Genomic DNA, 21,930 nt, shown 5'->3' with positions numbered 1-21,930 from the left:
GTCGGACCGATAACCACCGGGCGGCAAGGGCGACCTTCGGCCGAAGGCAGAGAGGTCCTTCTGATGGTTGACTCTCCAAGCCGGCTTCTCTATGGTCCGCCGACCTGTCTTCCGCCAAGTCGATAGACCGGGTACCCCGGCCCAACGCCGGGTATCTCCGCCAGTCCGCGAATGTCGCGCACTGGCGCTTTCGTGCTTGTGCGGGTGGCGGCTCTGACGCTGGACCCGGAACTGGGGAACGAGTATCGCATGTTCGAAGGCCTGACCGGACGCCTGGGCGACATCTTCGACAAGCTGCGCCGCCGTGGCGCGCTGACCGAGGAGGACGTCTCCGCAGCACTGCGCGAAGTTCGCGTGGCGTTGCTGGAGGCTGACGTCGCGCTGCCCGTCGTCAAGCAGTTCGTCACCCAGGTGAAGGAACGCGCCGTCGGGCAGGAGGTGCTGAAGTCGGTCACCCCCGGCCAGCAGGTCATCAAGATCGTCCACGACAACCTCGTGGAGATGCTGGGCGAAGGCGCCGACATCAACCTGAACGCCGCCGCCCCGGTGCCGATCCTGATGGTCGGCCTGCAGGGCTCGGGCAAGACCACCAGCACCGCCAAGATCGCGCTCCGCCTGAAGACGAAGGAGCGCAAGAAGGTCCTGATGGCCTCGCTGGACGTCCGCCGTCCGGCCGCCCAGGAGCAGCTGAAGGTTCTCGGCGAGCAGACCGGCGTCGCCACGCTGCCGATCGTTCCGGGCCAGGACCCGGTCGCCATCGCCAAGCGCGCCATCGAGACCGGCCGTCTCGAAGGCTACGACGTCGTCATGCTCGACACCGCCGGCCGCCTCGCCATCGACGAGGAGCTGATGGCGGAGGTCGCGGCCGTCCGCGACGCGACCAAGCCGGCGGAAACGCTGCTGGTCGCCGATGCGATGACCGGCCAGGACGCCGTCACCGTCGCCACCAATTTCAACGACAAGGTCGGCATCACCGGCATCGTGCTGACCCGCGTCGACGGCGACGCGCGCGGCGGTGCGGCCCTGTCGATGCGCCAGATCACCGGCAAGCCGATCAAGCTGCTGGGCGTCGGCGAGAAGATCGACGCGCTGGAGCCCTTCCACCCCGACCGGATCGCCGGCCGAATCCTCGGCATGGGCGACGTGGTGTCGCTGGTGGAGAAGGCCGTCGAGACCATCGACAAGGACGAGGCCGAAAAGCTCGCCCGCAAGATGGAGAAGGGCCAGGGCTTCGACCTCGACGACATGGCGATGCAGCTGAAGCAGCTCCGCAAGATGGGCGGCATGTCCGGCCTGATGGGAATGCTGCCGGGCATCGGCAAGATCAAGGACCAGCTGAAGGACGCCAACGTCGACGACGGGATGATCAAGCGCCAGGAGGCGATCATCTCCTCGATGACCAAGGCGGAACGCAAGAACCCCGACATCATCAAGGCTTCGCGTCGCAAGCGCATCGCCGCCGGTTCCGGCACCTCGGTGCAGGAGGTCAACAAGCTGCTGAAGCAGTTCGAGACCATGCGCGGAATGATGAAGCAGGTGCAGAAGCTTGGGAAGAAGGGGATGCTGCGCGGCGGCCTGGGCAATTTGCTGCCGAAGGGACTCGGCGGCTTTGGCGGGAAGGGTCCCTTCGGGTGACCTGACCGCCTTTCGAAATCACCTGATACCTGCTTTGACTTGAGAAGAGAAAGTTTCGACCAATGGCTCTGAAGATTCGTCTGGCTCGCGGTGGTGCGAAGAAGCGTCCGTTCTACTCGATCGTCATCGCGGACGCCCGCAGCCCGCGCGACGGCCGCTTCATCGAGAAGATCGGCACCTACAACCCGATGCTGCCGCGCGAGCATGAGCAGCGCATCATCCTGAACGCCGAGCGCGCCAAGCATTGGCTGTCGGTCGGCGCCCAGCCGACGGACCGCGTGGTGCACTTCCTGGCCAATGCCGGCCTGGTCGAGAAGCCCGCCGTCCGCGAGACCCCGAAGAAGTCGGCTCCGAAGGCCAAGGCGCAGGAGCGCCTGAAGGCCGAGGCCGCCGCTGCCGCGGCTGCCGCCGAGGGCTGACAAGAGTGAGGGTGGGCCTGATGGCCCGCAAGGTTGAGGTCGTGACGACGTGCCGGGTGCTCCTACGATGACCGCCAAGATCTGTGTCGGCCAGTTCGCGGGATCGCACGGCGTGCGGGGGCTGGTGAAGCTGCGCAGCTTCACCGCCGAACCCGCCGACATCATGGCCTATGGCCCGCTGTCGGATGAAGCCGGCGCCCGCCGCTTCACGGTGACGCTCCAAGGCATGGTCAAGGACAACTTCCTGGCCAAGGTCGACGGGGTGACGAGCCGGGAACAGGCGCAGGCGCTGGCCGGTGTGCGGCTCTACGTGGACCGCAACGCCCTGCCGTCGACGGAGGACGAGGACGAGTTCTACCACGCCGACCTGATCGGCCTGCGTGTGGAGCTCACCGACGGAACCGTCTACGGCACGGTGAAGGCGATCTACGATTTCGGAGCCGGCGACGTGCTCGAAGTCAGGACCGCCGGCGGGCCGCTGGAGATGCTTCCCTTCTCCAAGGCCTGCGTGCCGGTGGTGGATGTCCGGGGCGGACGCATCGTCGTCGATCTTCCGGCCGTGATCGAAGCCCGCGAGGGCTCCGAGGACGAGACGGAGGACGGGGGTGAAGACGAAAGCGGGAGCGGGGCGCCGTGAATCACGGTGCCGAAGGCCCGCGGGTCTGGACCGCCAAGGTTCTGACGCTGTTCCCGGAAATGTTTCCGGGGCCGCTCGGCCACTCGCTGGCCGGCAAGGCGCTGGAAAATGGAGTCTGGGCGCTGGAATCGGTGGACATTCGCTCGTTCGCGCGCGATAAACACCGCTCCGTCGACGACACCCCCTTCGGCGGAGGGGCCGGCATGGTCATGCGGCCCGACGTGCTGGACGCGGCTTTGACTGCGACGGCGGGACCTGTGGGGGCACCGGGACGCGGCCGGGCGATCTATCTGTCGCCTCGCGGACGGGTGCTGAACCAGGAACTGGTCAAGGAGCTGGCGGCCACTCCGGTGGTGACGCTGCTCTGCGGCCGGTACGAAGGGGTGGACCAGCGGGTCCTCGATGCGCACGGCCTCGAAGAGGTCAGCCTCGGGGATTTCGTGCTGTCCGGCGGTGAACTCGCCGCGCTGGGCCTGATGGATGCCGTGGTGCGCTTGCTCCCCGGCGTCATGGGCAACGTGGAGACGGCGGGGGAAGAGAGTTTCGAACGGGGGTTGCTCGAATACCCCCACTACACCCGGCCGGCGGTCTGGACCGACGGACAGGGTGTGGAGCGCGCGGTGCCGGAGGTTCTGCTCTCCGGTCACCACGGAAAGGTCAAGGCCTGGCGGCTGGCCGAGGCGGAGAAGATCACGGAGGCCCGACGGCCGGACCTGTGGTCGCTCTACCAGGCAAGCCGCCCGGCAGTAACTGTTACGAACAAGGGTCGGCGGCAGGCTCGCCGGCGCGACCCGAAACCGGAGTGACGGTCCGCCGCGAGGCGCGCCGATAGAAAAGGGGTAGTGCTATGAACCTGTTGCAGCAGCTCGAGCAGGAGCAGATCGAGAAGGCCCTCGGCGGCAAGACGATCCCGGAGTTCTCCTCGGGCGATACCGTCCGCGTGAACGTGAAGGTCGTCGAAGGCACGCGCGAGCGCGTCCAGGCCTATGAGGGTGTCGTCATCGCCCGCAAGAACGCCGGCGTGAACAGCTCCTTCACCGTTCGCAAGATCAGCTACGGCGAGGGCGTGGAGCGCGTGTTCCCGCTGTACTCCCCGCGCATCGACTCGATCGAGCTGGTCCGCAAGGGCGCCGTCCGTCGCGCCAAGCTGTACTATCTGCGCGATCTGCGCGGCAAGGCCGCCCGCATCGCCGAGCGCACCACCGGCCGCGGCATGGTCAACGGCCGCCGGGCTGCCGAGTAAGGCGCCTTCCGGTTCGTTCCAGGTTCATAGGTTCGGCGCCCGGCCATGCGGCTGGGCGTCTTCGTCCCGTCACCATCAGCAAAGCTTAAGGAGTAGGCGCCATGAAGCGCACGTTCCAGCCCTCCAAAATCGTGCGTAAGCGTCGCCACGGCTTCCGCCACCGCATGTCGACCGTCGGCGGCCGCAAGGTCATCGCCCGCCGCCGCGCCCGCGGCCGCAAGGTCCTGAGCGCCTGATCCCCGCGATGGCGGCGCCGGACCATAAGGTCGGGCGCCTGATGCGGCGGCCGGAATTTCTGGCCGTGGCCGGGACACGGCGCAAGCATGTGGCTCCCGGCCTGATCCTCCAGGTGCGCCGGCACGACGACAAGCAGCGGCCCGCCGATGGCGGTCCGCCGATCCGTCTCGGACTGACGGCGAGCCGCAAGGTCGGCAACGCGGTGGTGCGCAATCGCGCCCGCCGCCGTTTGCGTGAGGCCGCGCGGCAGATACTGCCCATCCACGCCGCACCGGGCCACGACTTCGTCCTGGTCGCGCGCGGCGACACGGCCGAGCGGCCGTGGACCGACCTGCTCGGCGACCTGACGGCCGGGCTGAAACGCCTCGGCCTGTGGCGCGAGGCGGAAGGCTAGGGGGCCCGCGACGTCATGTTTCGCATCGCCGGCCTCAGCCCACTCGCGCATCTTCTCCGCGCGCTCGTCTATCTCTATCGCTGGACCTTGTCGCCCTTCGTGGGCTGGCATTGCCGTTTCCAGCCGACCTGCTCCTGCTACGCCATCGAATCGCTGGAAAAGCACGGCGCCATCCGGGGGGGATGGCTGACGGTGCGCCGGCTTGGGCGTTGCCATCCCTGGGGCGGGTCCGGCTGGGATCCCGTGCCCGATCCCATGCCGCCGGGGGCATCGCCGCCCCATCGCTGCGGCTTGCCGGAAAAAGGGCATGCGGCGGTTGCCCAGCCCGGCGAAAACCCGTAACAAGGCCGCGCACACGCCGACCTTCTTCAAAGGCCCCACGGCAACCGGGACGCCATGACCGACCAACGCAACCTCATCATCGCGATTGCCCTGTCGATCGCCATCCTTCTGGGCTTCCAGTATTTCTACGAAAAGCCGCGGGTGGAGCAGCAGAAGCAACTCGCCGCCCAGCAGGCCGCCCAGACGGAGCAGTCAGTGCCGGTGCCGGCCCCCGGCGTGCCCGCCCAGCAGCCCCCCGCCATGGCTGAGGTCGCGAAGGAGCGCCCCGTCCTGCTCGCCGAGCAGCTGGCGGCCGGCACCCGCGTGAAGATCGACACGCCGGCCCTGCACGGCTCCGTCAACCTCGTCGGCGGCCGCATCGACGACCTGACGCTGGCCCAGTACCACGAGACCCCGGACCCCAAGAGCCCGGAGATCGTGCTGCTGGCCCCGGCCGGCACGCCCGCCGCCTATTATGCCGAATTCGGCTGGGTTCCGCAGGGCGCCGGCATCGCCGCGCCGACCGCGACGACCCGCTGGACCGCCGACGGCACCGCGCTGACCCCGGAGAAGCCGCTGACCCTGACCTGGGACAACGGCCAGGGCCTGGTGTTCGAGCGCAAGATCGCCGTCGACCCGGACTTCATGTTCACGGTGACGCAGACGGTCCGCAACACCGGCGCCAACCCGGTCACCCTGCTGCCCTACAGCCTGGTGTCGCGCACCGGCACGCCGCAGACCTCGGGCTACTACATCCTGCATGAAGGCCCGCTGGGCGTCTTCAACGGCACGCTGACCGAGCGGTCCTACGACGACCTGCGCAAGAAGGGCACCGAGCCGATCGAGACCACCGGCGGCTGGCTCGGCATCACCGACAAGTACTGGCTGGTGTCGGTGATCCCCGACCCGGCGCAGAAGGTCACCGCGCGCTTCGTCCACAGCACCGTCGCCAATGCCGACCGTTATCAGGCCGACTTCATGGGCGACGCGGTCACCGTGGCGCCTGGCGCCTCGGCCGAGACCACCGGCCGCCTGTTCGCCGGTGCCAAGCAGGTGAAGCTGCTGGACGCTTACTCCGAGAAACTGAACATCAAGAATTTCGATCTGGCGATCGACTTCGGCTGGTTCTACTTCCTGACCAAGCCCTTCTTCTACGCGCTCGACTTCTTCGGGCAGGTGCTGGGCAACTTCGGCCTCGCCATCCTGCTGCTGACCGTCTGCGTCAAGGCCGTCTTCTTCCCGCTCGCCAACAAGTCCTATCAGGCGATGAGCAAGATGAAGGCCCTGCAGCCGAAGATGCAGGAGCTGCGTGAGAAGTTCAGCGACGATCAGGCGCGCATGAACCAGGAACTGATGGCCATGTACAAGCGCGAGAAGGTCTCGCCTGTGTCGGGCTGTCTGCCGATCCTGATCCAGATCCCGGTGTTCTTCGCGCTCTACAAGGTCCTGTTCGTGACCATCGAGATGCGGCACGCGCCCTTCTTCGGCTGGATCCACGACCTGTCCTCGCCCGATCCGACGACCATCTTCAACCTGTTCGGCCTGATCCCCTGGGATCCTCCCGCCATGCTGCATCTCGGTGCCTGGCCGCTGATCATGGGCGTCACCATGTGGCTGCAGCAGAAGATGAACCCGGCCCCGCCGGACCCGATCCAGCAGAAGGTGTTCCAGTTCCTGCCCATCGTCTTCACCTTCATGCTTGCCGGCTTCCCGGCCGGTCTGGTGATCTACTGGGCCTGGAACAACCTGCTGTCCGTCGCCCAGCAGTGGACCATCATGCGCCGCATGGGCGTGAAGGTCTGATCATCGGATCTTCGTCCCCTCTGCCTATCGTCTGAGACCTGCCGCCGGCAAAGACCCTTGACGGGACTTTGCCGGCGGTATGTTTTTGAGCCCGTACCAACGAAAGCGCCCGCCATGACCACCCCCGACACGCCGACCCCCAACACCCCCAGCATCGTTTCCGGCTTCGACGAGGCCGCGCTGGAGGCAGGGCGGCTGCTGTTCGCCAAGGAGTGCGACTTCGTCTGGGGCGCCAACGCGCTGAACCAGCTGCCGGAGGCCGATCTGCCGGAGGTCGCCTTCGCCGGGCGGTCGAATGTCGGCAAGTCGAGCCTGGTGAACGCGCTGACCGGGCGCAAGACGCTGGCCCGCACCTCCAACACGCCGGGGCGCACGCAGCAGCTCAACTTCTTCAACCTCGGCAACCGGCTGAAGCTGGTGGACATGCCCGGTTACGGCTATGCCAAGGAATCGAAGGAGAAGGTGGAGGCGTGGAACGACATGGTCCGCCGCTTCCTGCGCGGGCGGGTGACGCTGCGCCGGGCGCTGGTGCTGATCGATTCGCGCCATGGGCTGAAGCCCAACGACCACGAGATCATGGAGATGCTGGACCGCACGGCGGTGCCCTATGTCGTCGTGCTGACCAAGGCGGACAAGGTGAAGCCGGCGGAGTTGGACAAGATCCGTCGCGACACCCAGGCGGGGCTGAAGAAGCACCCCGCCGCCTTCCCCGACCTCCACGTCACCAGTTCCGAGAAGGGCACCGGCATCGCCGAACTGCGCGCCAGCCTCGCCGCGCTCGCCCTGGCCGTGGACTGAGGGGCGGCGGCGATGGGTGGCTTTTCCCCCGCGCTGCTCTTCCTGATGCAGGCCCTGCTGCTGATCGCGGGGCCGTTCCTGCTGTGGCGGCTCGGCGGCGGGCGCCACGTCGCCCCGATGGTGGTGATCCAGATCCTGTTCGGCGTGGCTCTGGGTCCGTCGCTGCTCGGCCAACTGGTGCCGGAGCTATGGGGCGTGCTGTTCGCGCCGGCCGCCCTGGCGCCGCTGTCGGGCCTCGCGCTGATGGCCGTCGTCTTTTTTGCCTTCCTGACCGGGCTGCACCTCGACCCTGCTGATTTCCGCGGGCGGGGCGGCGCCTTCGCCACGGTGGCGCTGTCCAGCATGATCGTGCCGACACTGATGGGCGGGGCGCTGGGTTGGTGGCTGGCCGGCGCCTTTCCCGAGATGACCGGACCACACGCCACGCCGGGCCTGTTCGCCGCCGGCTTCGGCATCTGCGTCGGCGTCACCGCCTTGCCGGTGCTGGGCGCAATCCTGCGCGAGATGGATTTGCTGGGCGATCGGGTCGGGCGGCTGGCGCTGGGCTATGCGGCGGTGAACGATGCGCTGCTGTGGCTGCTGATCACCGCGGTGCTGGCCTGGGCCTCGGCGGACGGTGCGTCGGCGGGTGCGCCGGGCGGCGGTGGCTGGGCGGTCGCCTGGGTGGGAATGCTGGGCTTCGCCTATGTCGGGGTGACCGTTCTGGTCGTGCGTCCGCTGTTGGACCGCCTGCTGGAGCGGGTGGCGCCCGATGGGCGGATGGGAGACACGGCGGTGGTGGTGACCTGCGCGGCACTGCTCTCCTCGGCCGCGGTGACCGAGCTGATCGGGCTGCATTACATCCTGGGCGCCTTCGTCGCCGGAACCGCCATGCCGCGCCGCTACGCCGCCGCAATCCTCGACCGGCTGGAGCATTTCTCGACACTGATCCTGCTGCCCTTCTTCTTCACGCTGACCGGACTGAAGGTGACCCTGACGCTGGACGATCCGGCGCAGTGGACGGTCTTCGCACTTGCGACCCTGGCGACGCTCGTCGGCAAGATGGCCGGCACGACCTTGCCCGCGCGCCTGACCGGGGAGAGTTGGCCGGACGCCCTTCGGCTGGGCACGCTGATGCCCTGCAAGGGGCTGATGGAGGTGATCGTGCTGACCGTCCTGCTGGAGGCGGGGGTGCTGTCCGGCGCCTGCTTCTCGGCCATGGTGCTGATGGCGGTGGCGGTGACCGCGCTGACCCAGCCGATGACCCGGCTGGCCGGATGGTGGCGCCCGGCCGGCGCGGCATCGGCCGCAGCCGCAGGCGGCCGGCACGGGGGTATGTGACCGTTAAATTGACCCCTAGGCAACTGGCCGGCCTTTCCGTTAAAGAAGCCCAACCGTCCACCCCGACAAAGGGCATCCTCCCGTGCAGACTCCCACCCGTGACGAGTGGCTCGCCAAGGCCCGTACCCTGTCCGAAGCGCTGCCCTACATGCGACGCTATGCCGGGAGCACCTTCGTCATCAAGTACGGCGGCCACGCCATGGGCGACGCCAGCCTGGCGGAGCTGTTCGCGCGCGACATCGTCCTGTTGAAGCAGGTCGGCATCAACCCGGTGGTCGTCCACGGCGGCGGCCCGCAGATCGGCCAGATGCTGGAGCGTCTGAAGATCAAGTCCAGCTTCATCGACGGCCTGCGCGTCACCGACAAGGAGACGGTCGAAGTGGTCGAGATGGTGCTGGCCGGCTCCATCAACAAGCAGATCGTCGCCGCCATCAACGGCGCCGGCGGCCGCGCCGTCGGCCTGTCGGGCAAGGACAGCAACCTGATCACCGCCCGCCGGCTGGAGCGGGTGCAGCGCGACCCCGACAGCAACATCGAGCGGGTGCTGGACCTCGGCTTCGTCGGCGAGCCGTACAAGGTCAACCCGCAGATCCTGCACGCGCTCGCCCAGTCGGACATCATCCCGGTGATCGCGCCGGTCGGTTTCGACGTCAATGGCGACACCTACAACATCAACGCCGACACCGCGGCCGGTGCGGTCGCGGCGGCGGTGAAGGCGGCACGCTTCTTCCTGCTGACCGACGTCGCCGGCGTCCTCGACAAGGAGAAGAAGCTGATCGAGAAGATGTCGCTGGAGGATGCCCACAAGGCCATCGCCGACGGCACCGCGTCCGGCGGCATGATCCCGAAGATCGAAACCTGCATCGGCGCGGTGGAGCAGGGCGTCGACGCCGCTGTTATCCTGGATGGCCGCGTGCCGCATGCGCTGCTGCTGGAAATCTTCACCGAAGGCGGCGCCGGCACCCTGATCGGCAAGGCCTGACGCTGCAATAGGGGGGCCGATGACCGACCTGCGCAAGGACCTGCTCCGCCAGATGAAGGCCATCCGCGACCGGATGGACCCGAAGCTGGTGGAGCGCGCCAAGTTGGCGGCGTTGGGCAAGGTCCCCTACGACAGCGACGCCGCCAAGGAAGCGGTCGGCCATTTCCTGGATGCCAAGCGGGATGGCGGTGCCTTCCGCCGCAAGCTGGAACAGGCGCTGAAGGCGGAGGGGGAGACGCTGGACCTCGACACCGAGGGGAAGGCGCCGCCGCCCATGAAGCCGCGGCGCGGCGGCCGGATGACGTAAGCGCTCCACCTGCCGTCTCGAACCCACGCAAGGAGCACAGCCTTGCTGCATGTCTTCGTCAATGACGGTGGTCTGCTGCGCTGGGCCAGGGAGGCCGCGGACGAGGTGGGGCCGCTGCCCGAGGCCACCGTCTGGCTGGATCTGATCAACCCGACCGCCGAGGACTTGGCGCGGGCGGAGTCGCTGATCGGCACCAGCCTGCCCACCCGCGAGCAGATGGCGGAGATCGAGGAGTCGAGCCGCCTGCGCGTCGCCGGTGGCGCCCTGACCATGACCGTCACCGCCCTGGTCTGGGCCGACACCGACGAGCCGCGCATCGCCACCGTCAGCTTCGTGCTGGCCGGGCGCCGGCTGGTCACCATCCACGACATCGATCCGCAGGCCCTGCTGGCCTTCCGCCGCCGCGCCACCCATGGGCAGGTGTCCGCCTCCCGAGGCGAACTGGTTCTGGCGGCGCTGGTGGACGGGATGGTCGACCGCACCTCCGCCGTGCTGCGGCGGACCGGGGTAGAGTTGGACGTGCTCAACCGCCGCTTCTTCCGCGGACGCAAGCTGCGCTCGCGCGGCGAAACGCTGGACGATGCCCAGACGCTGAAGCGCATCGGCCATGCCGGGCATCTGATCGGCAAGGCGCGCATCAGCCTGGCCAGCCTGTCGCGCATGACCGATTTCCTGGCGCGCGGCGACGGCTGGAACCCTGGCAAGGCGACGCGGCGCTGGGCCAAGACGACGCTGCAGGATCTGCGCGGGCTCGACCAGTATGCCCGTTTCCTGTCGGGAAAGGTCGCTCTGGCGCTGGACACGGCGCTGGGACAAATCAACGTGGAGCAGAACGAGATCGTCAAAATCGTCTCGGTCCTGACCGTCCTGCTGTTTCCGCCGACCCTGGTCGCCAGCATCGGCGGCATGAACTTCGAAGAGATGCCGGGGACCGACTCGCTTTTCGGCTATCCCAGCGCCCTGGGGCTGATGCTGCTGTCGGCGCTGCTGCCGATGATCTATGTCCGTCTGAAACGCTGGATGTGACGCGGCATCCAGACAGTACGACTTGCGGATCGTCCGCGGTTCTTTCCTTTTGACAGGGTCCGTCCGTCCCGGCAGGATGGGCGCATTCCAGGGGGGTCCCGACAGGGGGCTGAGATACCAACGGCCGGACGGCGCCAAGCGTCTTCGGCAGCGTGGTGACCCTTCGAACCTGATCCGGGTCATACCGGCGAAGGGAGGGACCTCGTGACGGGCCGCAAAGGCCCGTCCGGCCGTAGCGACGCCCGCCATATCAGGGAACGGCCCGCACGAAGACACCGAACCTCCGTCCGCAGTCCCGGGTTTGTCCGCCCAACTCCGACGGAGAAACCCAATGCCTAAGGACTTCAACGAAGCCGCCATCCGCATTTCGACCGGCCCGCTGCCGTCGTCGCGGAAAATCCATCTGCCGGGCACGCGCTTTCCCGACCTGCGCGTCGCCATGCGCGAGATCGCGCTGTCGGGCGGCGAACCGCCGCTGACCGTCTATGATTCCTCCGGCCCCTACACCGACGAGGCCGTGGCGATCGATGTGCGGGCCGGTCTGGCCAAGCACCGCCGCGACTGGATCCTGGCCCGCGGCGATGTGGAGACCACGGACAACGGCGTGCTGCGCGCCAAGGGCGGCGGTGCCGTCACGCAAATGGCCTATGCCCGCGCCGGCATCGTCACCGCCGAGATGGAATACATCGCCGTCCGCGAGAATATCGGCCGCGCCGGGGCGCTGGACTCAGTTCGCGACGGCGAGGATTTCGGGGCCGGGATTCCCGACTTCATCACCCCGGAATTCGTCCGTGACGAAGTGGCGCGCGGGCGGGCGATCATCCCCTCCAACGTCAACCACCCCGAATCGGAGCCGATGATCATCGGCCGGAACTTCCTGACCAAGATCAACGCCAACATCGGCAACTCCGCCGTGACCTCCTCGATCGAGGAGGAGGTGGAGAAGATGGTCTGGTCGATCCGCTGGGGGGCCGACACCGTGATGGATCTCTCCACCGGTGCCGACATCCACCAGACCCGCGAATGGATCCTGCGCAACTCCCCGGTGCCCATCGGAACGGTGCCGATCTATCAGGCGCTGGAAAAGGTGAAGGGCAGGGCCGAGGACCTGACCTGGGAATTGTTCCGCGACACGTTGATCGAACAGGCGGAGCAGGGCGTCGATTACTTCACCATCCATGCCGGCCTGCGGCTGGCCCATATTCCGCTGACCGCCAAGCGGGTGACCGGCATCGTTTCGCGCGGCGGCTCGATCATCGCCAAATGGTGTCTGGCGCATCACCGCGAGAGCTTCCTCTACGACCATTTCGCCGACATCGTCGAGATCTGCCGCGCCTATGACGTGGCGCTGTCGATGGGCGACGGGTTGCGGCCGGGTAGCCAGGCCGACGCCAACGACGCCGCCCAGTTCGCCGAGTTGGAGACATTGGGTGAGCTGACGAAGATCGCCTGGGCGCGCGACGTGCAGGTGATGATCGAAGGGCCGGGCCATGTGCCGATGCACAAGATCAAGCACAATGTGGAGAAGCAGTTGGCCCTGTGCGGCGAGGCGCCCTTCTACACGCTGGGGCCGTTGGTGACCGACATCGCGCCGGGATACGACCACATCACCAGCGCCATCGGTGCGGCGATGATCGGCTGGTTCGGGACGGCGATGCTCTGCTACGTCACGCCGAAGGAGCATCTGGGTCTGCCCGACCGGGACGACGTGAAGGCCGGCGTCATCGCCTACAAGATCGCCGCCCATGCCGCCGATCTCGCCAAGGGTCATCCGGCGGCCCGGCTGCGCGACGACGCCATGTCGCGCGCTCGCTTCTCGTTCCGTTGGCGCGACCAGTTCGCCCTGTCGCTCGATCCCGAGACGGCGATGGCCTACCATGACGAGACCCTGCCGGCCGAAGGGGCCAAGACCGCGCATTTCTGTTCGATGTGCGGGCCGAAATTCTGTTCGATGAAGATCACGCAGGAAATCCGCGATGCTGCGGAGTCCGGCATGGCCGAGATGTCGCAGAAGTTCCGCGAGTCGGGCGGGGAGATTTATCAGCCCGCGGCGGAGTGAGGGAGTGGAGGGGGCGGGTCGCCCCCTCCGTCACCCCGCGTACCTGATCTCCAGCACCTCCACCTGCTCCATCCCCGCCGGTGTGCGCACGTCCACCAGATCGCCTTCCCGCGCCTTCAGCAGCGCGCGGGCGATGGGGGAGATCCAGCTGACATGGCCGCGGTCGGGATCGACCTCGTCGGCGCCGACTATGGTGATGGTGTTCTCGGATCCGTCCTCGCGGGCATAGGTGACGGTGGCGCCGAAGAAGACCTGTTCGCGGTTCTTCTGGTCTTGCGGATTGACCACCACCGCCGATTCCAACCGCTTGTTCAGGAAACGGATGCGACGGTCGAGCTCGCGCAGGCGTTTCTTGCCATAGAGATAATCGCCGTTCTCCGACCGGTCGCCGTTGCCGGCGGCCCAGGAAACCACCTCCACCACTTTCGGCCGCTCCACCCGCAGCAGGTGGCGCAGTTCCTCCTGCATGCGCTGGAAGCCGGGCGGCGTCATGTAGTTCTTGAAGCCCTGCGGCAGCGGTGCCGGGTCGTCGAGTTCGTCGTCGTCCGGCGTGTCGTTCTCGCGGGTGAAGGCTTTGCTCATGGTCCGACCTGTCCTGTGGCAGGAAGATAACGTCCGGGAAAAGGAAAAGGCGCCTTGCGGCGCCTTTTCCCGTTCCAGAGGTTTCAACGGGCCGTTCGGCTTACCGCTTCCACCAGCCGCGGCGCGGCTTGCCGGAGGCATCGCCGTTGTCGCCGGCCGCAGCAGGAGCCGCAGCAGGTTCCGAAACGGCTGCCGGAGCGGCGGCGGGAGCGGCTTCGGCCGGAGCTTCGGCCGCGGCCTTGCGCTTGCGCGACGCCTTCTTGGCCGGAGCCGTGTCGGTCGCGACCTCAGCCGGTGCTTCCGCAGCGGCGGCCTTGCGCTTGCGGCCCTTGGCCGGCGCTTCGGCGACCGCAGGCGCGGCAGCGGGAGCGGCCTCCACCGGAGCCTCGGCAGCGGCCTTGCGCTTGCGCGACGCCTTCTTGGCCGGTGCTTCGACGACCACCGGAGCGGCTTCGGCCGGTGCTTCGGCAGCGGCCTTGCGCTTGCGGGACGCCTTCTTGGCCGGTGCTTCGGCAACCGCCGGAGCGGCTTCGGCCGGAGCTTCGGCAGCGGCCTTGCGCTTGCGGGACGCCTTCTTGGCCGGAGCCTTCCCGGCGGCGGCTTCGGCCGGGGCCGGAGCGGTCACCGGCGGCTCGGTCGCAGGCACCGGAACCGGAGCCTCTTCCGCGACCTGTGCGGGAGCGCTCTCGCCGGCCAGGATCCAGTCGAGGTCGGACGACTCGGCCGGAGCCTGGACAGGAGCGGCTTCGGCCGGAGCGGCAGCCGACTGGTCGGCAGCGGTCTCCTCGCCGCCCTCCAGCCCTTCCGCACCTTCGCGGCGGGACCGGCGGCGACCACCGCGCTTGCCGCGGCGACGCTTCTTGCGGCCATCGGCGTTGCGATCGCCGGCGTCGGCGCCGGCCTCCTCGTCGCCCTCGCCCTCGCCCTCTCCGTCGCCCTCGCCCTCGTCCTCATCCGAGTCGTCGTCTTCGGTCGGCTCGGAGATGGCAGCGCCGGGGATGGCCTCGGCGGCAACCGGCAGGCCGGTCTCGGCGGCCTCGTCGCCCGTCTCGTCGGACTCCTCGGCATCTTCGCCCGCACCGGTGGTGTCGCCTTCGACGCGGCCTTCCTCGCGGTCACGGCCACGGCCACGGCGGCGGCGGCGGCGGCGGCGGCGATCCTCGCCATTGCCGTCGCCATTGGCTCCGTTGGTCTCGGCGCGCTCGCCGGTCTCCTCGGCCTGGGCGGTCTCGACGTCGGCCTCCTCCTCGACCGGCTCGACGACCGGCTCGGCGGCGAGCGCACGATCGGTCTCGGCCATGACGCGGTCGGCGCTGACCAGCGGACCGTCTTCGTCGGGCAGGCGGGCCTTGTTGCGCTCCAGACGGTGGTCCGGGGCGATCAGGCCGTCGTCGGCCTGGACCATGACGTGGAAGCTGTGACGCTCCTCGATCTTGGCCAGCTCACCGCGCTTCTGGTTGAGGATGTAGAGCGCGATGGAGGTCGGGACGTAGATGGTGATCTCCGCCGACCGCTTGCGGATGCCCTCTTCCTCGATGGCACGCAGGACGTGCAGTGAGGCGGATTCGACCGAACGGACGACGCCGGTGCCCGAGCAGTGCGGGCAGCGCTCGAAGTTGGTCTCCAGCAACGACGGGCGCAGACGCTGGCGCGACAGCTCCAGGAGGCCGAAGGCGGAGATGCGGCCGAGCTGGATGCGTGCCCGGTCGTTCTTCATCGCCTCCTTCATGCGGCGCTCGACGGCGGCGTTGTTCCGCGGCTCCTCCATGTCGATGAAGTCGATGACGATCAGGCCGGCCAGATCGCGCAGACGCAGCTGGCGCGCCACCTCGTCGGCGGCCTCCAGGTTGGTCTTGTAGGCGGTTTCCTCGATGTTGCGCTCGCGGGTCGACTTGCCGGAGTTGACGTCGATGGAGACCAGCGCCTCGGTCGGGTTGATGACGATGTAGCCGCCGGAGCGCAGCTGCACCACCGGGCTGTGGATGGCGTCGATCTGGGTTTCCACCTGATAGCGGTGGAACAACGGGATCTGGCTGTCGCGGTACAGCTGGACGCGCTGGGAATGGCCCGGCATCAGCATGTCCATGAACTCGCGCGCCGTGCGGAAGCCGGCCTCGCCCTCGACCCAGATCTCGTCGATGTCGTTGGAGTACAGATCGCGGATCGACCGCTTGATCAGGTTCGCCTCTTCATAGATGAGGCAGGGCGCCGACGACTTCAGCGTCTGTTCGCGGATGTCGTCCCACAGGCGCAGCAGATATTCCAGGTCGCGCTTGATCTCGGGCTTGGAACGCTCCAGACCGGCGGTGCGCAGGATGACCGCCATGCCGTCGGGAATGTCCAGGTCGGACAGGATTTCCTTCAGGCGCTTGCGATCGGCCGGGTTGGTGATCTTGCGGGAAATCCCGCCGCCGCGGCCGGTGTTGGGCATCAGGACGCAGTAGCGGCCGGGCAGCGACAGGTAGGTGGTCAGGGCGGCGCCCTTGTTGCCGCGCTCCTCCTTCGTCACCTGCACCAGCATGACCTGCCGGCGCTTCACCACTTCCTGGATCTTGTAGGAGCGCAGCGGGCGCGAGCGGCGGCGCTGGGTCTCGACCTCTTCATCCTCGTCGCCGCCGACCATGTCGGGGGCGTCGGCGGACTGGGCGGCGTCCTGGGCGGCGGCCTCGGACGGAGCGGCCTGCTCCTCGCCGCCATTGCCTTCGTCCTCGCCGTCCTCACCGTCGTCGCCGGCATCCTCGTCGGACGCCTCCGGCGCGATGGGGGAGGGCATCGGCGACCATTCCTCGACCACCTGTTCGGGGCGGATCGGCTCGCCCATCACGGCACCGTCGGCGGCGGCCTCGGCGCGGGCTTCCGCCTGCTCCTCCAGCCGGCGCTCTTCGGCCAGCAGGGCTTCGCGGTCGGCGACGGGGATGCGGTAATAGTCGGGGTGGATTTCGGAGAAGGCGAGGAAGCCGTGGCGGTTGCCGCCATATTCCACGAAGGCAGCCTGGAGCGAAGGCTCGACCCGCGTCACTTTCGCGAGGTAGATGTTGCCCTTCAGCTGCTTGCGGCTGGCAATCTCGAAGTCGAGTTCTTCCAGCCGGTTACCATTGACCACGGCGACCCGGGTTTCCTCCGGGTGCGTGGCGTCCACCAGCATGCGCTTGGCCATATACGGTCCTCAACGGCGCGACCCAGGGAACCCGCGCGACCGGTCGGGCCGCCTGGACGCAGCGTCTGTTGTGGGCGAAGCATACGGCACGACGGACCGGAACCGCCGAACGGCGCTGACGAGAGCAGCCAGGACGGCCCGGTCGACACGCGCCGGGCTGCCGCCTTGCGGCCACAGCCAGCTTCGAGGTTTCGTCCTCTCACCGCCAATCCGAACGCGCCACCCCGCGACGTCCCTCCGGCGCAAATGGCCGGACAGGCGGTGTCGGAGGCGACGCCGCAGCCCCTTGGACGGCCCCGTGACCGGCGATCGGCTGACCTCCGGATCGATGGAATCGAGTACCGGGGATCAGCGAATCGGCGCTCACCTTGGGAGTCCGACCCGAATCTGGCGAATTGCGGTCTGTCGCAAAGATACCATAGACAAGCGATCCCTCTTGCACAACGCGGAAATGCGCCGATTCGGCGAACAACTTCGCCCTGGGGAAGCGTAAGCGTGACTTTCTCCCGGAACTGCGAGTCGGGCTGCTGTCGGGGTGGCCGCGGCGGCCGGGCCGCGGGGCACTGTTGCAGGAACGGCACCCCGGTCCGGAATTGGGAGCGGCTGTGACGTTCCGCGTTGAGGGCGTTGAATTGGCTGGGCTATAGCTGATCGTCCGCCCGCCGTCCGCCACCGGGGAGACACGATGCAACGGCCGCCCAGCCTGCCGCCCGCCGCCATGCCCGACCGCCTGCCGGCTGCCGCCCATCCCAAGTGCGGGGGCGGGCGCGGCGCCGTGACGCGGGGGCTTGCGCGTGCGCTGGGCGTGGTGCTGCCGGTCCTGCTGGCCCTGCTGCTTCTCACCGGTCTTCCCGCCGTGGCGCAGACCACGGCGGCGCTGCCGTCCCCGCCGCCGCGCACCGCGGTGGTCGATGCCCGGCTGGGCATCCATCCCGACAAGACCCGTTTCGTGCTGGAGGTGAGCGACCCGGTGTCCTTCAGCGTGTCGCTGGCCACCGACCCCTACCGCATCATCGTCGACTTGCCCGATCTGGTCTGGCCGGGCGGATCGCTGCCGGTGGAGGGCAAGGGGGTGGTCGCGCGCTACCATCATTCGGCAGGCGGACCGCGCGGCACGCGCCTGACCTTCGAGACCGTCGGTCCGGCCAAGCTGCGGGAGGGCTACATGATCCCGCCGCGCGACGGCCGTCAGCCGCGCCTCGTCCTCGACCTGGAAAAGACGACGGTGGCGGAGTTCCGGCAACTCGCGGCGGCATCTGGTGCCAAGACGGGCGCGGGCATGGCGTCGGGCAAGGGTCAGCTGACGATGGGTGCGGTGGTGGCGTCGGCGATGGCCGTTCCGATGCCTGTTCCTGCTCCGGCGCCATCCCCTCAGGACGATCCGCCCGCCAGCGGAATCGTTTCCACCGCGCCGCCCTTCGTGCCGCTGCCGCCGATCCCGCCGGCGCAGCTGATTCCGGCCGCGTTGCCGTCCGCCCCGCCGCTGCCGGACGGCAAGCCGTCCACCGTGGCGGAAAAGCCGCTGATCGTGCTCGACCCCGGCCATGGCGGCCAGGATCCTGGCGCCGTCGGCGTCGGCGGCATCTATGAGAAGGACATCACGCTCGCCGCCGCCAGGGAGGTGAAGCGCCAACTGGAGGCGACCGGCCGGTACCGTGTCAGGCTGACCCGCGACGCCGACGTGTTCATCCGCCTGCGCGACCGCGTCGCCATCGGGCGCGAGGCCGGGGCCGACCTGTTCATCTCGCTGCATGCCGACAGCATCAGCAGCGGCGACATGCGGGGCCTGTCGATCTACACCCTGTCGGACAAGGCGTCGGACCGCGAGGCGGAGATGCTGGCCGCCAAGGAAAACCGGGCCGATGCGCTGGTCGGGCTCGACCTGACGGGCGAGAACCCGCTGGTCGCCAACATCCTGATCGATCTGGCCCAACGCGATACGAAGAACCATTCCAAGCGTTTCGCGACGCTGGCCCTGCAGAGTCTGGGACGCGAGGTGCCGCTGATTCCCAGCAAGCCGCACCGGCAGGCCGGCTTCGCCGTGCTGACGGCGCCCGACGTGCCGTCGGTGCTGGTCGAGATGGGCTATCTGTCGAACCGCAAGGATGCCGGACTGCTGGCCTCCGCCGCGCACCGCGAACGGCTGGGCCGCGGGCTGGCCCGCACCATCGACGCCTATTTCCGCTGGCTGCACGGCGCCCAGCGGAGCTGAGCTTGCGGGGCCGAGCTTGCGGGGCTGGGGCTTGGCCGGGCGGCTTACCCCCTCCGCGCGGGCGCTTTTTCGCGGGTGCCCTCTGCGCGTCACATTTTCCTGACATGACGGGAACGGGGGCGGCACTTCGCATCGCGGCGGTGTAGGATGCGCCGCCCAGTCAGACGCGCCTTGCGCTCCGCATCCCGGAAACGGGACGGTGCCAGTCGCGCCGTTCGTCGTATCTTGCAGGATCGGTCATGCGCCTTCTTCTGTCCTTGCTGATGGCCTTCGTGATGCTGGCTCTTGCCGGTGCCGGGGGGCTGGTCTTCCTGTTGGACCACTACGACCAGGACCTGCCCGACTACACCAAGCTGGCCAACTACGAGCCGCCGGTGACCACGCGCATCTATGCGGGCGACGGGCGGCTGATGGCGGAATTCGCGTCGGAACGCCGCATCTTCGTGCCGATCGACGCCATGCCGCGCCAGGTCATCAACGCCTTCATGGCGGCCGAGGACAAGAATTTCTACGCCCACCAGGGCGTCGACCCGCTCGGCATCCTGCGCGCGATCCTGACCAACATCGAGAATTTCGGCCGCGACCGCCGCCCGGTCGGCGCCAGCACGATCACGCAGCAGGTCGCCAAGAACATGCTGCTGACCAACGAGGTGTCCTTCGCCCGCAAGATCAAGGAGGCGATCCTGGCGGTCCGCATCGAGCGGGCCTTCACCAAGGACCGCATCATGGAGCTGTACCTCAACGAGATCTTCCTGGGGAACCGCTCCTACGGCGTGGCGGCGGCGGCGCTGAACTATTTCAACAAGGCGCTGGACGAGCTGAGCATCGAGGAGGTCGCCTTCCTGGCGGCCTTGCCGAAGGCGCCCTCCAACTACAATCCCGACCGCCAGCACGATGCTGCCGTCGCCCGCCGCAACTGGGTGATCGGCCGCATGTCGGAGGACGGCTACGTCACGCCGGACGAGGCGAAGGCTGCCCAGTCCCGGCCGCTGCTGACCCGCAAGCGCGACGAGCAGGAGGTGGTGACCGCCGAGTATTTCGCCGAGGAGATCCGGCGCGAGCTGGTGAAGCTCTATGGCGAGCAGGCGCTGTATGAGGGCGGCCTGTCGGTGCGCGCCTCGATGAACCCGCAGCTGCAGGCGGCGGCGACCAAGTCGCTGCGCGACGGGCTGGTCGCCTATGACCGCCGCCATGGCTGGCGCGGGCCGGTGGCGAAGATGGAGAGTTTCGACAACTGGCCGAAGAAGCTGACCGCCATGCCGCCGCCCGCGGGCTCCGAGGGCTGGAAACTTGCCGTCGTGCTGAAGGACGATCAGGCGGACGGGCTGGACATCGGTCTGGCCGACGGCAGCCGCGGCCGCATCCCGCTGTCGGAACTGCGCTGGGCCCGCGCGGCGAAGGAGGGCGAGGCCGTGGGGCCGGCGATCCGCAAGCCGTCGGACGTCGCCAAGCTGGGCGACATCCTGCTGGTCGAGGCGATCAGCGGCCCGGCGCCCAAGGACGAGGACGAGAAGCCGGCCAAGAAGGGGGCCCAGGCGGCGGCGAAGGAACTGCCGCCGGGCAGCTTCGCCCTGCGCCAGATCCCGCAGGTGCAGGGCGGCCTCGTTGCGCTCGATCCCCACACCGGGCGCGTGCTGGCGATGGTCGGCGGCTTCTCTCCCGCCATGAGCGTGTTCAACCGCGCAACCCAGGCGCTGCGCCAGCCCGGTTCCTCCTTCAAGCCCTTCGTCTATCTGACGGCGCTGAACCAGGGCTTCACCCCGTCGTCGCTGGTGATGGACGCGCCCTTCGCCTTCGATCCGGGCGGTGGGCAGCCGGTCTGGCGGCCGGAGAACTACAGCCACGAATTCTACGGCCCGACTCCCTTGCGCGTCGGCATCGAGAAGTCGCGCAACGTCATGACCGTCCGCCTCGCCCAGCAGATCGGCATGGACAAGGTCAAGGCCCTGGTCGAGAAGTTCGGCATCGTCGACAACCTGCAGCCCTACCTGCCGATGTCGCTGGGCGCCGGCGAAACCACGGTCCTGCGGCTCGCCACCGCCTACGCCATGCTGGACAATGGCGGCAAGCGGGTGGTGCCGACCTTCATCGACCGCGTCCAGGACCGCAACGGCAAGACCGTGTTCCGCCACGACAACCGTGCCTGCGAAGGCTGCACCAACGTTGCCTGGAAGGAAGGCATGGCCGTCCCCGCGGTGCCAGACACCCGCGAGCAGGTGAACGACCCGCGCACCACCTACCAGATCGTCTCGATCTTGGAAGGCGTGGTCCAGCGCGGCACGGCCGCGTCGCTGAAGTCGCTGGGCAAGCCGCTGGCCGGCAAGACCGGCACCACCAACGACAGCCACGATGCTTGGTTCGTCGGCTTCTCGCCCGATCTGGTGGTCGGCACCTATATCGGCTTCGACCAGCCGCGCTCGCTGGGCAGCCGCGAGACCGGCGGCTCCGCTGCGGTCCCGGTGTTCAAGGAGGTCATGCAGGTGGCGTTGAAGGACAAGCCGGCGACACCCTTCCGCGTCCCGCCCGGCCTGCGCCTCGTCCGCGTGAACCCGGCCAACGGCCAGCTGGCTCAGCCCGGCGACAGCCGCGCCATCTGGGAAGCTTTCCTCCCCGGCACCGAACCCAATCCGGACCAGCCGCAGCTGGTGCTGGACGGTTCGGTCCAGGGGGCCGGCGCGATGATGGGGGATCCGAACGCGGGCTTCGACGGCGCCCAGCCGGGCGTCCAGGCGCCGCCGGCCGCGGCGACGCTGGGGACCGGCGGGCTTTACTGAGCGAAAAGGAAAGGGGGGGCGTCC

At 68.3% G+C, this 21,930-nt stretch carries 19 protein-coding genes and 1 riboswitch; of the genes, 17 read left to right on the top strand and 2 right to left on the bottom strand.

Annotated elements, in window-relative coordinates:
* Positions 1-249: 249 nt before the first annotated feature.
* The 15 genes from ffh (at position 250) to thiC (ending at position 13,181) form a co-directional block, all read left to right on the top strand.
* Entirely contained in the window at positions 250-1,635 is a 1,386-nt protein-coding gene (gene ffh / locus J2Y49_RS11390) for a signal recognition particle protein (RefSeq protein ID WP_310114989.1), read from the top strand.
* Between the two features lie 62 nt (positions 1,636-1,697).
* Positions 1,698-2,054 (top strand): 30S ribosomal protein S16, encoded by a 357-nt coding sequence (gene rpsP, locus J2Y49_RS11385; protein WP_063633821.1) that lies wholly within the window; start codon positions 1,698-1,700, stop codon positions 2,052-2,054.
* Positions 2,055-2,121: 67 nt separating this feature from the next.
* Positions 2,122-2,691, top strand: coding sequence for a ribosome maturation factor RimM (rimM, locus tag J2Y49_RS11380; RefSeq protein ID WP_310114940.1), 570 nt, complete (start codon positions 2,122-2,124; stop codon positions 2,689-2,691).
* 59 nt (positions 2,692-2,750) lie between these two features.
* Positions 2,751-3,497 (top strand): tRNA (guanosine(37)-N1)-methyltransferase TrmD, encoded by a 747-nt coding sequence (gene trmD, locus J2Y49_RS11375; RefSeq protein ID WP_409017832.1) that lies wholly within the window; start codon positions 2,751-2,753, stop codon positions 3,495-3,497.
* Between the two features lie 41 nt (positions 3,498-3,538).
* A complete protein-coding gene (gene rplS, locus J2Y49_RS11370) occupies positions 3,539-3,934 on the top strand; it encodes a 50S ribosomal protein L19 (protein WP_109150133.1) in 396 nt (131 codons plus the stop codon).
* A gap of 101 nt (positions 3,935-4,035) precedes the next feature.
* Positions 4,036-4,170, top strand: a complete 135-nt coding sequence (rpmH, locus tag J2Y49_RS11365; protein ID WP_098740538.1) for a 50S ribosomal protein L34 — start codon at positions 4,036-4,038, stop codon at positions 4,168-4,170.
* 8 nt (positions 4,171-4,178) lie between these two features.
* Entirely contained in the window at positions 4,179-4,565 is a 387-nt protein-coding gene (gene rnpA, locus J2Y49_RS11360; RefSeq protein WP_310114938.1) for a ribonuclease P protein component, read from the top strand.
* A gap of 15 nt (positions 4,566-4,580) precedes the next feature.
* On the top strand, positions 4,581-4,907 hold the full coding sequence (gene yidD, locus J2Y49_RS11355; protein WP_310114937.1) for a membrane protein insertion efficiency factor YidD: 327 nt from the start codon (positions 4,581-4,583) through the stop codon (positions 4,905-4,907).
* A 54-nt stretch (positions 4,908-4,961) separates the two neighbouring features.
* Entirely contained in the window at positions 4,962-6,689 is a 1,728-nt protein-coding gene (gene yidC / locus J2Y49_RS11350) for a membrane protein insertase YidC (protein ID WP_149225549.1), read from the top strand.
* A 114-nt stretch (positions 6,690-6,803) separates the two neighbouring features.
* Positions 6,804-7,487 carry a ribosome biogenesis GTP-binding protein YihA/YsxC gene (yihA, locus tag J2Y49_RS11345; protein ID WP_310114936.1) on the top strand — a complete coding sequence of 228 codons (684 nt, stop codon included), beginning with the start codon at positions 6,804-6,806 and terminating at the stop codon, positions 7,485-7,487.
* A 12-nt stretch (positions 7,488-7,499) separates the two neighbouring features.
* A complete protein-coding gene (locus J2Y49_RS11340) occupies positions 7,500-8,807 on the top strand; it encodes a cation:proton antiporter (RefSeq protein ID WP_310114935.1) in 1,308 nt (435 codons plus the stop codon).
* 82 nt (positions 8,808-8,889) lie between these two features.
* On the top strand, positions 8,890-9,789 hold the full coding sequence (gene argB / locus J2Y49_RS11335) for an acetylglutamate kinase (RefSeq protein ID WP_194914345.1): 900 nt from the start codon (positions 8,890-8,892) through the stop codon (positions 9,787-9,789).
* Positions 9,790-9,808: 19 nt separating this feature from the next.
* Positions 9,809-10,096 (top strand): hypothetical protein, encoded by a 288-nt coding sequence (locus J2Y49_RS11330; protein WP_310114934.1) that lies wholly within the window; start codon positions 9,809-9,811, stop codon positions 10,094-10,096.
* Between the two features lie 42 nt (positions 10,097-10,138).
* Positions 10,139-11,122 carry a magnesium transporter CorA family protein gene (locus J2Y49_RS11325; protein WP_310114933.1) on the top strand — a complete coding sequence of 328 codons (984 nt, stop codon included), beginning with the start codon at positions 10,139-10,141 and terminating at the stop codon, positions 11,120-11,122.
* A 79-nt stretch (positions 11,123-11,201) separates the two neighbouring features.
* A riboswitch (TPP riboswitch) is annotated at positions 11,202-11,335 on the top strand.
* Positions 11,336-11,453: 118 nt separating this feature from the next.
* Entirely contained in the window at positions 11,454-13,181 is a 1,728-nt protein-coding gene (gene thiC, locus J2Y49_RS11320) for a phosphomethylpyrimidine synthase ThiC (RefSeq protein WP_310114932.1), read from the top strand.
* 30 nt (positions 13,182-13,211) lie between these two features.
* Here thiC and greB read toward each other — a convergent pair whose 3' ends face one another.
* Together greB and J2Y49_RS11310 are read right to left on the bottom strand one after the other, a co-directional pair.
* Positions 13,212-13,763 carry a transcription elongation factor GreB gene (gene greB / locus J2Y49_RS11315; protein WP_310114931.1) on the bottom strand — a complete coding sequence of 184 codons (552 nt, stop codon included), beginning with the start codon at positions 13,761-13,763 and terminating at the stop codon, positions 13,212-13,214.
* Between the two features lie 100 nt (positions 13,764-13,863).
* Positions 13,864-16,920, bottom strand: a complete 3,057-nt coding sequence (locus J2Y49_RS11310) for a ribonuclease E/G (RefSeq protein WP_310114930.1) — start codon at positions 16,918-16,920, stop codon at positions 13,864-13,866.
* A gap of 685 nt (positions 16,921-17,605) precedes the next feature.
* On the opposite strand from J2Y49_RS11310, the gene J2Y49_RS11305 reads away from it, so the two are divergent.
* Both J2Y49_RS11305 and J2Y49_RS11300 read left to right on the top strand, forming a co-directional pair.
* On the top strand, positions 17,606-19,132 hold the full coding sequence (locus tag J2Y49_RS11305) for an N-acetylmuramoyl-L-alanine amidase (RefSeq protein ID WP_310114929.1): 1,527 nt from the start codon (positions 17,606-17,608) through the stop codon (positions 19,130-19,132).
* Positions 19,133-19,371: 239 nt separating this feature from the next.
* Positions 19,372-21,906 (top strand): penicillin-binding protein 1A, encoded by a 2,535-nt coding sequence (locus J2Y49_RS11300; RefSeq protein WP_310114928.1) that lies wholly within the window; start codon positions 19,372-19,374, stop codon positions 21,904-21,906.
* The last annotated feature ends 24 nt before the right edge of the window (positions 21,907-21,930 follow it).

Origin of the sequence: Azospirillum sp. BE72 (assembly GCF_031455875.1) — a bacterium.
Taxonomy (GTDB): Bacteria; Pseudomonadota; Alphaproteobacteria; order Azospirillales; family Azospirillaceae; genus Azospirillum.
This window is presented reverse-complemented; position numbering and strand designations above follow the sequence as displayed.

Coding starts and splice junctions, on each gene's coding strand:
- ffh (WP_310114989.1), top strand. CDS start 250: ATGTTCGAAGGCCTGACCGGACGCCTGGGCGACATCTTCGACAAGCTG.
- rpsP (WP_063633821.1), top strand. CDS start 1,698: ATGGCTCTGAAGATTCGTCTGGCTCGCGGTGGTGCGAAGAAGCGTCCG.
- rimM (WP_310114940.1), top strand. CDS start 2,122: ATGACCGCCAAGATCTGTGTCGGCCAGTTCGCGGGATCGCACGGCGTG.
- trmD (WP_409017832.1), top strand. CDS start 2,751: ATGTTTCCGGGGCCGCTCGGCCACTCGCTGGCCGGCAAGGCGCTGGAA.
- rplS (WP_109150133.1), top strand. CDS start 3,539: ATGAACCTGTTGCAGCAGCTCGAGCAGGAGCAGATCGAGAAGGCCCTC.
- rpmH (WP_098740538.1), top strand. CDS start 4,036: ATGAAGCGCACGTTCCAGCCCTCCAAAATCGTGCGTAAGCGTCGCCAC.
- rnpA (WP_310114938.1), top strand. CDS start 4,179: ATGGCGGCGCCGGACCATAAGGTCGGGCGCCTGATGCGGCGGCCGGAA.
- yidD (WP_310114937.1), top strand. CDS start 4,581: ATGTTTCGCATCGCCGGCCTCAGCCCACTCGCGCATCTTCTCCGCGCG.
- yidC (WP_149225549.1), top strand. CDS start 4,962: ATGACCGACCAACGCAACCTCATCATCGCGATTGCCCTGTCGATCGCC.
- yihA (WP_310114936.1), top strand. CDS start 6,804: ATGACCACCCCCGACACGCCGACCCCCAACACCCCCAGCATCGTTTCC.
- J2Y49_RS11340 (WP_310114935.1), top strand. CDS start 7,500: ATGGGTGGCTTTTCCCCCGCGCTGCTCTTCCTGATGCAGGCCCTGCTG.
- J2Y49_RS11330 (WP_310114934.1), top strand. CDS start 9,809: ATGACCGACCTGCGCAAGGACCTGCTCCGCCAGATGAAGGCCATCCGC.
- thiC (WP_310114932.1), top strand. CDS start 11,454: ATGCCTAAGGACTTCAACGAAGCCGCCATCCGCATTTCGACCGGCCCG.
- greB (WP_310114931.1), bottom strand. CDS start 13,763: ATGAGCAAAGCCTTCACCCGCGAGAACGACACGCCGGACGACGACGAA.
- J2Y49_RS11310 (WP_310114930.1), bottom strand. CDS start 16,920: ATGGCCAAGCGCATGCTGGTGGACGCCACGCACCCGGAGGAAACCCGG.
- J2Y49_RS11305 (WP_310114929.1), top strand. CDS start 17,606: ATGCAACGGCCGCCCAGCCTGCCGCCCGCCGCCATGCCCGACCGCCTG.
- J2Y49_RS11300 (WP_310114928.1), top strand. CDS start 19,372: ATGCGCCTTCTTCTGTCCTTGCTGATGGCCTTCGTGATGCTGGCTCTT.